This is a genomic window from Parapedobacter lycopersici (genome assembly GCF_040395035.1).
In the GTDB taxonomy this organism is placed as follows: Bacteria; Bacteroidota; Bacteroidia; order Sphingobacteriales; family Sphingobacteriaceae; genus Parapedobacter; species Parapedobacter lycopersici_A.
Genome location: NZ_JBEBRB010000007.1, coordinates 36659 through 51342 on the forward strand (window position 1 = coordinate 36659; position 14684 = coordinate 51342).

Genomic DNA, 14684 nt, shown 5'->3' on the forward strand with positions numbered 1-14684 from the left:
GACGGTCTACATTGTTTCCCGTGACCCAGGCAGGAACCGCCTTTCTTCTGCAAAAATCCGGATGAAACAATCTAATCTCATTTGCCGAAAACCAAATCTTTTGCTTATCATTGCACATAATATTATTCGGGCATGAGATTCATTGTTTCTACTTCAATATTATTAAAGCAATTACAGGCCATCAGTGGTGCCTCAAGCAGCAGCACCGTGCTGCCTATTCTGGAAAATTTTCTGTTTGAAATCAAGGACAACGTGCTGACCATCTCAGCGACGGATCTGCAGACCAGCATGGTAACTTCTCTTGCAATAGAAGCAAAGGAAGAGGGGCGGGTAGCCATGCCTTCCAAAATATTGATTGAAACGTTGAAAACGCTTCCGGATCAACCGGTGGCATTTTCAGTAGATACGCAGACGCTGGCTATTGAAATTAGCGCCGGCGATGGTAAATATAAACTAAGCGGTGAAAATGCCGATGATTTCCCGAAGATACCGGTTGTGGACAATGCATCGTCGGTAAGCATACCGGCATCGGTACTTGCCGAGGCCATTAATAAAACCATCTTCGCGGTAAGTAACGATGAATTACGGCCCGCTATGTCGGGTGTCCTGGTGCAACTGGGCGACCAATCGACCACATTTGTGGCCACCGATGCGCACAAACTGGTGCGCTATCGCCGGACAGATATCAGCGCTGACCGGCCTACTTCGCTTATCCTTCCCAAAAAGGCGCTGTCTTTATTGAAATCGACGCTACCTTCAGAAGATATCGCCGTAGCGGTGGAATACAACAGTACGAACGCCTTTTTTAAATTCAACAACATTCACCTGATCTGCCGCCTGGTTGATGAGCGGTATCCCGACTACGAAGCGGTAATTCCGCAGGTAAATCCGAATAAGTTAACGCTCGACCGGCATACTTTTCTCAATTCGTTGCGCCGCGTCGTTATCTTCGCGAATAAAACCACCCATCAGGTGCGGCTTAAGATTTCCGGAAGTGAGCTGAACATTTCCGCAGAAGACCTTGATTTTTCCAATGAAGCGCATGAACGGTTGAGCTGTCAGTTTGAAGGTGACGATATGGAAATCGGGTTCAACGCCAAATTCCTGGTCGAGATGTTGACCAATCTGGACAGCGACGAAGTTGTGCTGGAAATGAGCACTCCCAACCGCGCTGGCTTGTTATTGCCTGCCTTATCGGAAGAAAACGAAGACATCCTGATGCTGGTAATGCCCGTGATGCTGAACAGCATGGGTTAAACCGCTGGTGATACCGGGAAATAGCATACGTAAACGCATTGGAACTCATCTATTCGCTTTTTGATTTTATTCTTCACATTGACCGGCACCTGGTCGAAATCGTCAATGAGTACCAGACGTGGACGTACCTCATCCTTTTTTTGATTATTTTTATTGAAACAGGCGTAGTAATAATGCCCTTCCTTCCGGGGGATTCGTTGCTGTTTGCTGCGGGCATGCTTGCCGCACAACCCAACGACCTCAGTGTTTGGGTGATGATCCTCATTCTGCTGGTTGCAGCAATCTCAGGTGACTCCCTCAACTATGGTATCGGAAAACGCTTTGGAATGCAGGTCACCCGCTTCAAGCTGTTTGGCAAGCAGGTTGTAAAGGATGAACAAATCCAGAAAACACATGCGTTCTATGAAAAATATGGCAGTAAAACCATTGTGATTGCCCGTTTCGTGCCGATTGTCAGAACCCTTGCTCCCTTTGTTGGCGGGATCGGCCGAATGCATTATGGCACCTTCCTAACCTATAATATTATTGGTGCTTTTTTATGGGTTGTGGGCATCACGTTAGCGGGTTATTTCCTGGGCAATATTCCCATTGTCAGGGATAATTTTTCCAAGGTAGTGTTACTGATTATTTTCCTTTCCTTGCTGCCTATTATTTTTGAGCTGGCAAAAGAAAAATTAAAGAAGCCACAGAATCCCAACGTGTAAAAATTCGGCATGGTCCTTGTCCTTGCTTAATCAAAGTACTACCGGTGAGATACCTTGTTTTTGTTACCGCCTTTTGGCTGCTTTCGTCCTTTTCCCCTTCCAGAACAAGCCGTCCGACCATCGATCGCAGGGAAGCCCGCGAGGCTTTCGCGCTGATTAATGACATCCGGCAAAACCCGGGGGCTTATCAGCGAAAATTGCACCTCAGTCGCGGCGTATCGGTAAGTCGTACACCGCTGAAATGGAACAATACGCTCGCAAAAGTTGCGGAGATGAGGGCCTTGGACATGGCGAAGCGCGATTATTTTGACCACACGGATCCCGATGGTTTCGGCCCGAATTATCACATCGACCGCGCGGGTTATTCACTAAATGCCAGCTGGCTTAAGCGTAAGAATGCAAACAGTTTTGAATCCATAGGCGCCAATCATCCATCTGCCGTGGAGGGTATTAACGCCATGATTATTGGCAGAAACTCTCCAGGTTACGCCCACCGCAAACATTTGCTGGGTATAGGCGAATGGAACGCCTCCTTACGGGATATTGGTATTGGTTATGTGCGCGCAGCTTCCGGCAGCACCTACAAATCGTACCTGTGTGTCATTATTGCCAAGCACGATTGGTAAGGAATGATTACCGATTGCAAAGCTGACGGTGAATTTTAGGATTCCGCCAAATAAAAACTCCCTATGACGGCGGAGAAATTGATAAATTCGCGCAAATTTATCTAAGTTTGCGCATGATCAAGTCCATGACAGGTTATGGCTTAGGAGCCAGGGAAAATCAGCAGGTAAAATATACCGTAGAGATTAAGTCGTTAAATTCCAAGTACCTGGAGCTTAGTATCCGATTGCCGAAGGCATTTTCGGATAAAGAGCTTTTTCTACGCGGTGAATGCACAAAGCTGGTGGAACGGGGTAAAGTAAGCGTAACAGTTAATGCGGAATACACCGATCAGTCGGCATCGGCGGCAACGATCAACGATGAATTACTCCGAAACTACTACCTCCAGCTAAAAAACATTGCCGAAAGCCTGGGCCACGAACCGGCCAACCTTTTTGAGTTAGCGCTCAATATGCCCGAAGTGGTCAGTCAGGATGAGGACCGTGCCGACGAAGAGGAAGCCGTGCTACTGCTTGCTGCATTCCGGGACGCCGTAGGTCAACTGGACCAGTTCCGGAAGGACGAGGGTGAAGTGCTCCGCGGAGACCTTTTTTCACGAACATCAGCCATCCTCCAGCTACTCGATGAAGTGGAAGCAATGGAGACAAGCAGAATTCCATTAATCCGTGAACGGATCCATCAATACCTGGATGAAACGGTGGGCAAAGAAAACGTGGACCGGAACCGCTTTGAACAGGAGTTGATATTTTACATTGATAAACTGGATATTACCGAAGAGAAAGTCCGGCTCCGCAGCCATTGCAATTATTTTTTGCAAGCGCTGGAGGCGACCGATGCCAATGGGAAAAAACTGGGCTTTATTTCGCAGGAAATGGGTCGGGAGATCAATACCCTGGGATCCAAAGCCAATCATGCGGGTATCCAACAGGTGGTGGTACGGATGAAAGAGGAACTGGAAAAAATCAAAGAGCAGTTACTAAACGTACTGTAACCAATGGACGGAAAGCTGATCATATTCTCTGCCCCTTCCGGTGCGGGCAAAACGACCATCGTAAAACACCTGTTGACCAAATATGGTGATAAAATCGCCTTTTCCATTTCGGCCAGTACCCGCGCACCGCGGGACGGAGAGGTGAACGGCCGCGACTATTACTTCATTTCGCAAACGGAATTCCTGCACCGCATTGCTAAGAAGGAATTCATTGAATTTGAAGAAGTGTACAACGGTACATTCTACGGTACACTCCGCACGGAAGTTGATCGCATATGGGCGTCGGGTAAACATGTCATCTTTGACATCGATGTGGAGGGGGGATTGCATCTTAAGCGCAAATTCGGTGACCGTGCGCTGGCGGTTTTTGTACAACCCCCTTCACTGGAAGTACTTAAACAGCGGTTGTATGGAAGGGGAACGGATAGCGATGAGAAATTAAGTGAGCGGGTTGCCAAGGCGGAAAAAGAGCTTGGCTATGCCGGCCAGTTTGATGTAATCCTGCACAACGACAACCTGGAGGTTGCCTGCCGGGAAGCGGAACGGATGGTGCTGGACTTTATAGAAAAAAAGGATTGACATGGCTACTGTTGGATTATTCTTCGGATCTTTCAACCCCATACATACCGGTCACCTGATCATTGCCACCTACATGGCCCATTATACTGATCTCGATGAGGTATGGCTGGTTGTATCACCCCACAATCCGTTGAAGCGGAAGGATTCGTTGATTAATATGTACGACCGGCTGGAAATGGTCAATCTAGCACTTGAACCGGCCGAAAACATCAGGAGCAGTACAGTGGAATTTTCTCTGCCGCAACCTTCGTATACCATTGATACGCTGACCCACCTTAACGAAAAACATCCGGAGAAGACATTTGTGCTGATTATGGGGTCGGATAACCTGGCCTCAATCAAAAAATGGAAAAACTATGAGATTTTACTGCGAGATTACCGCATTTATGTATATCCCCGGCCCGGCTTTTCGATAGCCGAATGGGAAGATCATCAGGCCATCCGGATTACGGATACGCCGCTCATGGAATTTTCATCGACATTTATTCGCAATGCGGTGAAAGCAGGTAAATCCATACGTTATTTTGTGCCCGACGGTGTGTTGCAATTCATTGAGAATAAAGGACTTTATCTATAATGTATCCTTAGCTACACATCAAATTTAATTCCCTGGGCCAGTGGCAGCTTATCGGAATAGTTGATGGTATTTGTTTGGCGCCGCATATATGCTTTCCAAGCATCGGAACCGGACTCGCGGCCACCTCCGGTATCTTTTTCTCCGCCGAATGCGCCTCCGATTTCTGCCCCCGAAGTGCCAATATTTACATTAGCAATACCACAATCAGACCCGGCGACAGACATAAACTGCTCAGCCTCACGGAGGTTCTGCGTCATAATCGCGGATGATAATCCCTGGGGGACCTCATTCTGGATCCGGATGGCCTCTTCCAATGTGCGGTATTTCATCAGGTACAGTATGGGAGCAAAGGTTTCCTGCTTCACGATGTCGAAATCAGGTTCGATTTCGGCAATACAGGGGTACACGTAACAACCGGAAGCATATTCGGTTCCTTCAAGTACCTTGCCAGCAACGGCGAAATGCCCGCCTTCACGCAGGCAGGAAGCGATTGCTGCCTCGTATTGCCGGACGGCATCCACATCGATCAGCGGTCCGACATGGTTCTGTTCGTCGAGCGGATTACCGATACGCAGCTGTCCGTATGCGTTTACCAACCGCTGGCGGAATGTATCGTACACCGCTTCGTGGATGATCAGCCGGCGCGTGGTGGTGCATCGCTGTCCGGCTGTGCCTACCGCGCCAAATACCGCGGCGGGCAAGGCGACATCCAGGTCGGCATGCTGTGAAATGATCATGGCATTATTGCCCCCCAGTTCCAGGATACTCCGGCCCAGTCTTGCAGCCGTCGCCGCCGCGACCGACTTGCCCATCCGGGTGGAACCGGTAGCCGACACCAACGCAATACGATGGTCACCGGCCAGCTGCTCACCCAGTAAGTGATCTCCCTGTACCAGGCAGGACACACCTTCGGGCATGCCGTTTTCCGCCAATACGCGCGCCATCAGTTGCTGGCAGGCCAGTGCGGTAACGGGTGTCTTTTCAGAAGGCTTCCAAACGCAAACGTTACCACATATCCATGCAATGGCCGCGTTCCAACTCCAGACGGCTACCGGAAAGTTAAAAGCGGAAATAATACCAACGACGCCCAGTGGGTGCCATTGTTCGTACATACGGTGCTGCGGACGCTCCGATTGCATGGTGAGGCCGTACAGCTGGCGGCTAAGTCCGGTAGCAAAATCGCAGATATCAATCATTTCCTGCACTTCTCCCAGGCCCTCCTGCAGGCTTTTACCCATTTCATAGGAAACCAGCATGCCCAGATCCCGCTTATGATTGCGGAGCGCTTCTCCAAATTGCCGGACGATGTCGCCCCGGCGCGGCGCGGGAATCATCCGCCATTGACCGAAAGCCGCAGTGGCCTTTGTAATTACCTGATCATATGCATCGGCGGACGCCGTTCCGACGGAGGCAATCAGCTGGCCATCCACAGGAGAAAAGCTACCGAACGGTGTTGACGTGTCACCTCCTGTTTCCGTACCGGTGCTCCATGCTGGATTTACCGGCTTTATGGAGAGCCGTTGCAGCATGTCTTCAATCGTCAATCTGTTGATCATTGTGGTATTTTTTGAAGGGGGTACATCCCGAACATCCGGATAAAATGGTGGGCCTGCCCCGTGGTTAATTTTACGCGGTAATGGATCTTTGGAACATGCGTAACCCAAAGATATATTTTTTTAAGCATAAATACGTACCTTTGTATATCGATTTGAGACGATCATGGCGACAGTGTGCACACGTACATCCAGAAGGGAGGCACCCACACCTTTATTGATTATCGACATTGGTTTTTTTATAAAAAATTGATTTTCAATAGTTTTAAAAACACCTGGCCCAATTGTTGAAAACTTGTGTTAACAATATTATTCGACAAAACCCTATTTTGTTGTTGTCATCAAGCCAGCGGCTGAAAAGCGGAATGGGAGCCTCAATGTTAGTTCTAAATTAGGATATAGATGGAAGACGATTTCGAATATGGGCCCGCCGAAGACCCGAAATTTTCGGTAGCACGATATGAAGAAATGATCCGCAACAAGGACCAGTATTTCTTTGACACACAGGCTTTTGAGGGGATCATAGATTATTACATGGATAAAAATGATCCGATTAAAGCACTTCAGGTGGTGGAGTATGCGGTAAACCAGCACCCCTTTGTGGCTGTTTTTTATTTGAAACAGGCCCAGCTTTTTGCCGTTACGCATCAGTTCTCCGAAGCATTGGAATCGTTGGAAAAGGCTGAAACCCTGGAGCCTTCGGAAAGCGATATTTACCTGATTAAGGGTGGAATACTGGGTAACCTGGACCGTTATGACGAAGCATTCCGTAACCTGGAAAAGGCATTGGAATTGAGTGAAAATCCCGATGAAATTTACCTCCAGATGGCGTTGCTTTATCAAAATAAAGGCGATTACGAAAAGGCCATCCATTTTCTTAAGGCAAGCCTGAAACAGAATATGGAAAATCAAGATGCCTTATACGAGCTTGCCTTCTGTTACGACGTATTGGATAGGCAGGAAGAAAGTATCGGTTTCTACAAGCAATACATCGATAATGATCCCTATTCCTGCGCAGCCTGGTATAACCTCGGGAATGCTTATCATAAACTGAACCGATACGAAGAGGCTATAGATGCCTACGATTATGCCATATTGATTAAAGACAACTTTGCTTCGGCTTACTTCAATAAAGGCAATGCACTGGTTAATTTGGACAAATACAGTGAAGCCATCGCGGTATATAAGCAAACTTTCGAATATGAGCCCCCGGGTGCCGAAACATATTGTGCCATCGGAGAATGTTATGAAAAGCTTGACCAGATGGACGAAGCACGGTCGTACTATAAAAAAGCAGTGAAAATTGATGCGGACCTTGCTGATGCATGGTTTGGTATCGGCGTTACACTCGACTACGAAGAACGCCATTTCGAGTCATTGCATTTTTATAAAAAGGCGCTCGACCTGGAACAGAATAACCCGGATTACTGGTTTGCCATAGCGGATGCCCGTTACAAACTGAACCAACTGGATGAAGCAGAGCAAGCTTACGAAAAAGTGGTTGAACTGAATCCCATTGACGCCGAGGCTTGGCTGGATTACTCTTCCATTTTATACGAAAGAGGGAAGCTTGGCCGGGCAATTGAAACGATCGCCGAGGCCATTAAGAATAACCCGGAAACTGCGGAATTGTATTACCGCATGGTCGCTTATCTTATTGCGAACGGCAAGTATAATGAAGCATTGAACTATTTGGAATTAGGACTGTCATCCGATCCACATAAGCATGCTGTATTATTTGAATACCTTCCACAATTGCGTGGCAATAAAGCCATAATCGATGTCATCAATAAATATACGTCGTAATTTGCCGGACGGCCGTTCCGTGATGCGGCCATTACACAGCAACTTTTGTTAGCATTAATGCAGTTACTTTCATGAATTTTGAGTTGAAGAATGTCCCGATGCGTACGCATAAACCAAGGAATAATGGATTAACAATGGTCATGGATAAAGGGTTTAGCGTAAGGCAAGCCGAGGATTTCATGGCCGTTGGAGCATCATATACCGATTTTGTTAAGCTGGGATGGACAACCGCTTACCTTACCCCACAGCTGGAAGAGAAACTGGCGGTATACCGAAGTGCCGGCGTACACCCTTATTTGGGCGGAACCTTATTTGAAGCGTTTGTTGTCCGTGATCAGTTCGATGATTTTTTACGGGTTATCGAAAAATACAAGCTGGAATACGCTGAAATTTCCGACGGTTCCATTGTGATGCCGCATGACCAGAAGTGCGAGTACATTGCGAAACTTGCCCAACATGTCACGGTCATTTCTGAGGTGGGATCTAAAGACAACACCAAGATTATGGCTCCCTATAAATGGATTTCATTAATGAAAGCCGAGTTAGCCGCCGGATCGTGGCGACTTATTGCGGAGTCACGCGAAAGCGGGAATGTCGGGCTTTACCGGGAATCGGGCGAGGTAAGACAGGGACTGGTAGATGAAATCCTGAACGAAATACCTAATGAAAAAATCATCTGGGAAGCACCGCTGAAAGCACAACAGGTCTGGTTTATCCAGCTTTTAGGCGCCAATGTGAACCTGGGAAATATCAGTCCGCATGAAATTATCGCGTTGGAAAGTACCCGTCTGGGCCTGCGCGGGGATACCTTTCATAATTTCATCTAACGGCTCCTACTTAAATTACTGCCTGTACCATGAAAAAGTTCGGCTTAATTGGCTATCCGCTGACCCACTCATTTTCCAAGCGGTATTATGACGCTAAATTTGAACGGGAACAGATAAAGGATGTTGATTATCAGCTGTATCCGATCGAATCAATCTTGGCTTTACCCAAATTGATCTCGAATGACCCTCAATTAGCGGGGATAAATGTGACAATTCCATATAAGATTGCTGTGATGGATTACCTGCACCAGCTCTCACCGGAAGCGGAAGCGATCGCTGCAGTAAACTGCATCCGGATTGACCGGCAAATGGGAGAACCGATACTGACCGGATATAATACCGATGTATTTGGGTTTATGGAATCGCTGAAACCGTTGCTCCAGCCATGGCATACTTCGGCCCTTGTGCTTGGAAATGGCGGTGCTGCAAAAGCCATTGTTTATGCACTCACGCAATTGGGAATTACCCCCCACCTGGTCTCACGCAGGCCCGAAGGAGGACAATACACGTACAGCCAGCTACGTGCGGATGTATTGAGCGAGCACCTGCTCCTAGTTAACACCACACCTCTTGGCACCTACCCGGATATCGACAGTTATCCCGATATTCCGTACGAATATCTTGGGAAGAAGCACCTGCTGTACGATCTGGTATATAATCCCGCTGCAACCGCATTTTTAAAACGGGGTGCCCGGCAGGGTGCGGCAATAAAGAATGGACTGGAAATGCTGGAGCTGCAGGCCGAACGGAACTGGCAACTATGGAACAGCTGATGCGTTGACGATGAACAGCGGAGGAATGATGTCCCAAAATGTGGCTTTATGGGTCTTTGCCTGTTTGGTAATCAGCTGTATCTTCAGCTGTACGCCGCATTATTCGCCCAAACCCAGGGGATACTTCCGCATCGAGTTTCCGGCAAAAGATTATCGGTCCTTTTCTTCCTCCTGTCCCTTTGTATTTGCGATACCTGCTTACGCTTCCATGGAGCCCGACCGTTCAGCGGATGCGCAGCCTTGCTGGACGGATATCTGGTTTAAGCAGTTTAACGCACGGATACACCTGAGTTACATTTCCATCGAAGGCAAGGCGCATTTTAATGAGCTAGTGGAAGATGCCCGGACGTTCGCATTCAAGCATACCATTAAAGCGACTGCAATAGATCAACAGCGGATTAACCGACCGGCAGACCATGTATTTGGCCTGCTGTATGAAATCAGCGGCAATACCGCATCGAACATTCAGTTCTTTGTTACGGACAGCACGCACCATTACCTCCGTGGGGCACTTTATTTCAATGAAAAGCCGCGCCTGGATTCCATCCAGCCGGTACTCGATTTCATACGTGCCGATATTGATACTATCATCCATTCCATCCGTTGGAAATGAATGCTTATTTTTGCGGTATGATCCACATTAAATCCTTTGTCTGCAACCCTTACCAGGAAAACACTTACGTGCTGTACGATGACACGGGTGCAGGCGCAATCATCGACCCGGGAATGTATGGGAAAGCGGAAGAAGATGCGGTGAAGGAATTTATCGATGGTGAAGGCCTGCAGCTGCAGTTGCTTCTTAATACACACTGTCATATCGACCACGTGCTCGGTAACCGGTATATTTATGACACTTACGGGTTACTGCCGCAATTCCATGAGAGGGAATTACCCTTATTGATCGAGGTGCAGAATTATGCTCCGCAGATGGGAATACGGTATGAGGTGTCACCCATCGCAGAAACATTTCTCCCCTCGACCGGCTCAGTGACTTTCGGGCAGCAAAAGCTGCACCTGATTTTTGCGCCGGGGCACTCACCGGCACATTTGTGCTTCTATTCCCCTGAAAATGGTTTGCTGATCGGTGGTGATGTCCTTTTCCGGAACAGCATCGGACGAACGGACCTCCCGGGTGGCAATCATCAACAGTTGCTTAACAGTATCTCGCAGCAACTTTACACGCTGCCCGGCGACACCCGGGTATACCCAGGACATGGTCCCGAGACCACAATTGGGCAGGAGAAAAAAACCAATCCGTTTATCAGGGGGTAGCCGATGAATGTTGCACTTTATTTTGCCAGGCGTTACCTTTTCTCCAAGAAATCGGTGAATGCCATCAATATCATCTCCGGCATCAGCGCTGTAGGCGTATTGGTAAGCAGTGCATCGCTCATCGTGATTTTATCGTTTTATAATGGGTTGGAAAACCTGATTTTTTCCATGTACAGTGCATTTACACCGGAACTCCGTATTGAGCCCAAGGAGGGAAAGGTGTTTACCGCTGACAAACAACTATTTGATGCAGTTAAGACCGACCCCCGCATTGCGGCATACGATGAGGTTTTACAGGAGCGTGTATTGCTCCGGTACGATAGCGGCCAGTACATCGCTACCATCAAAGGAGTATCGGCAGACTTTATACAGCATCAGCAGACCGATTCCGTCCTGCGGGAGGGTCGTTTTGCGCTGGAGCGCAGTGGGGTATATTATGCCGTAATGGGCGCCAAGGTACAGGGAATGCTCGGCATATCGCTCGAGGATCCATCGCGCGTAATTGAGGTGTTTTCTCCCAGGAAAGGGAAAATAAACGCTGTTAATCCGGCAGAGGAGTTTACCATGCGGACCATCCGTCCGTCCGGCGTGCTCACCTATCAGCAGGAATATGACGACCTATTGATTGTACCAATGGCTTTTGCCAGGGAGGTGCTGAGTGAATATGATCAGGTTTCGGCCATAGAAATCGATCTGATTCCGGGGGCCGACGCGACTGCTGTTCAGCGGGATTTATTGTCAACCCTGGGCGCAAATTTTCAAGTAAAAAACCGGGAACAACAGAACCCCACATTATACAAAATCGTTCGATCTGAAAAGTGGGCCGTATTCTTCATCATCGCCTTTACGGGAATGATTGCTATCTTCAACATTGTTGGTTCACTCACCATGCTCGTGATCGACAAAAAAAAGGATATATCCATATTGATGAGTTTAGGCGCTGGCAACTCGCTCATTCGCCGGATATTTTTCTACGAAGGCATGCTGATTGCGCTGATCGGTTGTATTACGGGTCTTTTTTTGGGGTTGTTGTTTTGCCTGTCGCAGTACTACTGGGGATGGATTGGTATTGGAAACGGAGAAAATATGATTACCGATGCTTACCCGGTGGATATCCGCGCAATGGATTTCCTGCTGGTATTTGCCACAGTCTTTGTCGTGTCCGCAATGGTTGCGTTTATTTCGTCGCGGTTAAGTGTGCGGCAAACCGTGCGGCTTTCCTAAGCGATTATCGGTTTCGCTGCAACCTATTCCGGCTTTTATTCCCTTCGGTTATCTGACGAATGAAATTACCCCAGGCAAAGGGGCTCAACAGCGGATTGGCCATCCGTTGATTTACCGCCTGATTACTTAACTCGATATGGTTTTGCATCGCACTAAAGCTCTGGATCTCCTCAGCGCTGCGAGGTGTAATGCGGGAGAGGGCAGCTAATGATTCAGGAGAGAGGTTCTTTTGCGCCACCACAATATCATCGTCAGCAATCTCAAGCGCCATAAACGCTTCATTAAATTCATCAATGCTTGCCCATGGATACGGTGTTACCATAGGTAACTCCTTAATCTGTGCGGTCATGCGCACCATAGCGGTATACTTGTCTTCCGGAACTGTTGGGATGATTACCCGGATCGGCAGGTAACCGACAGACGTGAAGCTAATGGTATCCCCTTCATGGGCTACAAACGAAAAATAACCTTGGTGATTAGCGGTAAATGTCTGATTATGGTATGAGTTATTTTTAACGGTAACATAGGGCACAACCGTGTTTGTGTCCGCGTTGTGAATGACACCGCTAAACTGTACCAGCTTACGGTCCTGTGCGTTTGATACAACGACTGCACATAACACACACACGGCAACGATGATATAACGATTTACCCTCATGTCCACAAAACTACGCATTCGGTGTTTCCTGGCTTGTTAAATAATGTTAACCCCGCTTAAAAACTTATTTTGGGGGTTGGCATGGTAGCATTGGGGTCGTCCATATCCGTGATATTAACAGCTTCCACGGCGGTAATTTCAGGCACGGCTTTCTTAATCGCCTGCTCTAAACCTGCCTTGAAGGTCATGATACTCATGGCACATGAAGCACAGGACCCCAAAAGCTTCAACTTCACGACATTATCCGCCGTTATCTCGTCAATTCGCACGTTGCCGCCGTCAGTCTCCAGATACGGCCGGATTGAATCCAATGCCTGCTCTACTCTTTCCTGTAAATTCATAACCTCACTTATTTACTGTTGTAAAGATACGGATTTTTCTTAAAATGAAACAGTGTGTTTCCCGGTTCCAGCGTTATGACGGTATGACGGCTTGTTAAAGTTTGTTAAAAGCCTTTTCCTACCATTTCCATTTCACCATCTTTGGCTTATCTTGCTCCAAATTAATTGACAGGTATACTAAATTCACTTATCTTTGCAAAATGTTTATAAACAGGCGAGTTGCGGCATGGGCAGCGGTTATGCTGCTGATTGTAATGATCTCCGGATGTAAGAGCCGATTTGAAAAGTTGCGGGCGAGTAACAATATCGCGCAAAAGTACCAGGAAGCCATCAAATATTATAACAATAAACGGTACAGCAAAGCGCAGATCTTATTTGAAGACCTGATGCAGAGGTATCGCGGCCAAGCAGAGGCGGAAGACCTGTACTATTATATGGCTTACACCAATTATTACCTGCGTGACTATACTGCCGCGAGGTATCATTTCAAACAATTCACCGACACCTACCCCAACAGCGCAAGAACGGAAGAATGCCGGTATATGGGTGCTTACTGTTATTACCTGGAATCGCCCAAAGCGACACTCGATCAGGAATATACATACCGGGCGATTGAAGCGTTACAGCTGTTTATCAACTTATATCCATCCAGTGAACGTGCCAAGGAAGCCGGGGCACTGATCCAGGACTTACGTGATAAACTGGAGGCTAAGGCATTTACTAATGCCAAGCTGTATCTGGATATGGGGCTACAGGATGACTACCGTGCAGCTGTTATTGCGTTTGACAATGTACTACGTGATTTTCCGGACACGAAATATGCTGAGGAAATGGAGTTTCTGAGTATTAAAGCACAATCGCTTTATGCCGGCCAAAGTTCGCTGAGAAGACAGGAAGAGCGATTCGAGGAAGTTGTTGAACTCTATAATAAGTTTGTCGCTGCCTATCCGGAAAGCCGTTTCCGGAAAGATGCGGACAAATACAAGGCGGATGCGGAGCAACGGATAACGGAAGCCAAAAAGCTGATGGCTGAATTTTCGGCTGCACAGCGAAGACAGGAAACGTCACAACTGCCGGCGGAGACAGCTGTACCGGAAGTTTCTACATCAAATTAACTGAATAAAAATTAATGAGTAAAGATATGAGTACGCAAGTAAGTAAGTCCGTTGTCCCCAACAGCACCGTAACCCGTGATCTGAGGGAATTGGATGAAAAAACAGGTAATATATACGAATCGATTGTGGTCATCAGTAAGCGGGCCAACCAGATTTCCGTGGACCTGAAAGAAGAACTCAATGGCAAGCTGGCCGAATTTGCTACGACCAATGACAATTTGGAAGAAGTATTTGAAAACCGCGAACAAATAGAAATTTCAAAACATTACGAACGTCTGCCCAAACCCACGCTGGTGGCCGTTGATGATTTCCTGAACGACAAGGTCTATTTCAGGAACCCGTCAAAAGAACAAGCAGCGGATTAATAACCTGCGGTTTCATCG

General features: G+C 47.6%; 17 protein-coding genes. 14 read left to right on the forward strand and 3 right to left on the reverse strand.

Annotated elements, in window-relative coordinates; all coding sequences use genetic code 11:
* The first annotated feature begins 132 nt into the window (after window positions 1–132).
* The 6 genes from dnaN (at window position 133) to nadD (ending at window position 4732) form a co-directional block, all read left to right on the forward strand.
* The gene (dnaN, locus tag ABWO75_RS03460; protein ID WP_353182585.1) at window positions 133–1257 is read left to right on the forward strand and encodes a DNA polymerase III subunit beta; all 1125 of its coding nucleotides are present in this window, start codon (window positions 133–135) and stop codon (window positions 1255–1257) included.
* 38 nt (window positions 1258–1295) lie between these two features.
* Complete coding sequence (locus ABWO75_RS03465; RefSeq protein ID WP_353182587.1) at window positions 1296–1961, forward strand: DedA family protein; 666 nt, start codon at window positions 1296–1298, stop codon at window positions 1959–1961.
* Window positions 1962–2005: 44 nt separating this feature from the next.
* Window positions 2006–2587, forward strand: a complete 582-nt coding sequence (locus ABWO75_RS03470) for a CAP domain-containing protein (protein ID WP_353182589.1) — start codon at window positions 2006–2008, stop codon at window positions 2585–2587.
* A gap of 113 nt (window positions 2588–2700) precedes the next feature.
* A complete protein-coding gene (locus ABWO75_RS03475; RefSeq protein ID WP_353182591.1) occupies window positions 2701–3576 on the forward strand; it encodes a YicC/YloC family endoribonuclease in 876 nt (291 codons plus the stop codon).
* Window positions 3577–3579: 3 nt separating this feature from the next.
* The gene (gene gmk, locus ABWO75_RS03480; RefSeq protein WP_353182593.1) at window positions 3580–4155 is read left to right on the forward strand and encodes a guanylate kinase; all 576 of its coding nucleotides are present in this window, start codon (window positions 3580–3582) and stop codon (window positions 4153–4155) included.
* 1 nt (window position 4156) lies between these two features.
* A complete protein-coding gene (nadD, locus tag ABWO75_RS03485; protein WP_353182595.1) occupies window positions 4157–4732 on the forward strand; it encodes a nicotinate (nicotinamide) nucleotide adenylyltransferase in 576 nt (191 codons plus the stop codon).
* Between the two features lie 11 nt (window positions 4733–4743).
* Here the strand turns inward: nadD and amaB are convergent, their stop codons facing one another.
* Entirely contained in the window at window positions 4744–6288 is a 1545-nt protein-coding gene (gene amaB, locus ABWO75_RS03490; protein WP_353182597.1) for an L-piperidine-6-carboxylate dehydrogenase, read from the reverse strand.
* Window positions 6289–6687: 399 nt separating this feature from the next.
* On the opposite strand from amaB, the gene ABWO75_RS03495 reads away from it, so the two are divergent.
* The 6 genes from ABWO75_RS03495 (at window position 6688) to ABWO75_RS03520 (ending at window position 12187) form a co-directional block, all read left to right on the forward strand.
* Complete coding sequence (locus tag ABWO75_RS03495) at window positions 6688–8091, forward strand: tetratricopeptide repeat protein (protein ID WP_353182599.1); 1404 nt, start codon at window positions 6688–6690, stop codon at window positions 8089–8091.
* Window positions 8092–8162: 71 nt separating this feature from the next.
* Window positions 8163–8918 (forward strand): phosphosulfolactate synthase, encoded by a 756-nt coding sequence (locus ABWO75_RS03500; RefSeq protein ID WP_353182601.1) that lies wholly within the window; start codon window positions 8163–8165, stop codon window positions 8916–8918.
* 29 nt (window positions 8919–8947) lie between these two features.
* The gene (locus ABWO75_RS03505; RefSeq protein WP_353182603.1) at window positions 8948–9691 is read left to right on the forward strand and encodes a shikimate dehydrogenase family protein; all 744 of its coding nucleotides are present in this window, start codon (window positions 8948–8950) and stop codon (window positions 9689–9691) included.
* A gap of 10 nt (window positions 9692–9701) precedes the next feature.
* On the forward strand, window positions 9702–10304 hold the full coding sequence (gldD, locus tag ABWO75_RS03510) for a gliding motility lipoprotein GldD (protein WP_353182605.1): 603 nt from the start codon (window positions 9702–9704) through the stop codon (window positions 10302–10304).
* A gap of 17 nt (window positions 10305–10321) precedes the next feature.
* Window positions 10322–10963 carry an MBL fold metallo-hydrolase gene (locus tag ABWO75_RS03515; RefSeq protein ID WP_353182607.1) on the forward strand — a complete coding sequence of 214 codons (642 nt, stop codon included), beginning with the start codon at window positions 10322–10324 and terminating at the stop codon, window positions 10961–10963.
* 3 nt (window positions 10964–10966) lie between these two features.
* The gene (locus ABWO75_RS03520; RefSeq protein ID WP_353182609.1) at window positions 10967–12187 is read left to right on the forward strand and encodes an FtsX-like permease family protein; all 1221 of its coding nucleotides are present in this window, start codon (window positions 10967–10969) and stop codon (window positions 12185–12187) included.
* A 4-nt stretch (window positions 12188–12191) separates the two neighbouring features.
* Here ABWO75_RS03520 and ABWO75_RS03525 read toward each other — a convergent pair whose 3' ends face one another.
* Together ABWO75_RS03525 and ABWO75_RS03530 are read right to left on the reverse strand one after the other, a co-directional pair.
* Window positions 12192–12845: a hypothetical protein gene (locus ABWO75_RS03525; protein WP_353182611.1), complete on the reverse strand. Its 654-nt coding sequence runs from the start codon at window positions 12843–12845 to the stop codon at window positions 12192–12194.
* 56 nt (window positions 12846–12901) lie between these two features.
* Window positions 12902–13186 carry a NifU family protein gene (locus ABWO75_RS03530; RefSeq protein WP_353182613.1) on the reverse strand — a complete coding sequence of 95 codons (285 nt, stop codon included), beginning with the start codon at window positions 13184–13186 and terminating at the stop codon, window positions 12902–12904.
* A 200-nt stretch (window positions 13187–13386) separates the two neighbouring features.
* Here ABWO75_RS03530 and ABWO75_RS03535 point away from each other — a divergent pair, with 200 nt between their 5' ends.
* Together ABWO75_RS03535 and ABWO75_RS03540 are read left to right on the forward strand one after the other, a co-directional pair.
* A complete protein-coding gene (locus ABWO75_RS03535) occupies window positions 13387–14301 on the forward strand; it encodes an outer membrane protein assembly factor BamD (RefSeq protein ID WP_353182615.1) in 915 nt (304 codons plus the stop codon).
* Window positions 14302–14327: 26 nt separating this feature from the next.
* Window positions 14328–14666: a DNA-directed RNA polymerase subunit omega gene (locus ABWO75_RS03540; protein ID WP_353182617.1), complete on the forward strand. Its 339-nt coding sequence runs from the start codon at window positions 14328–14330 to the stop codon at window positions 14664–14666.
* Window positions 14667–14684 lie beyond the last annotated feature (18 nt).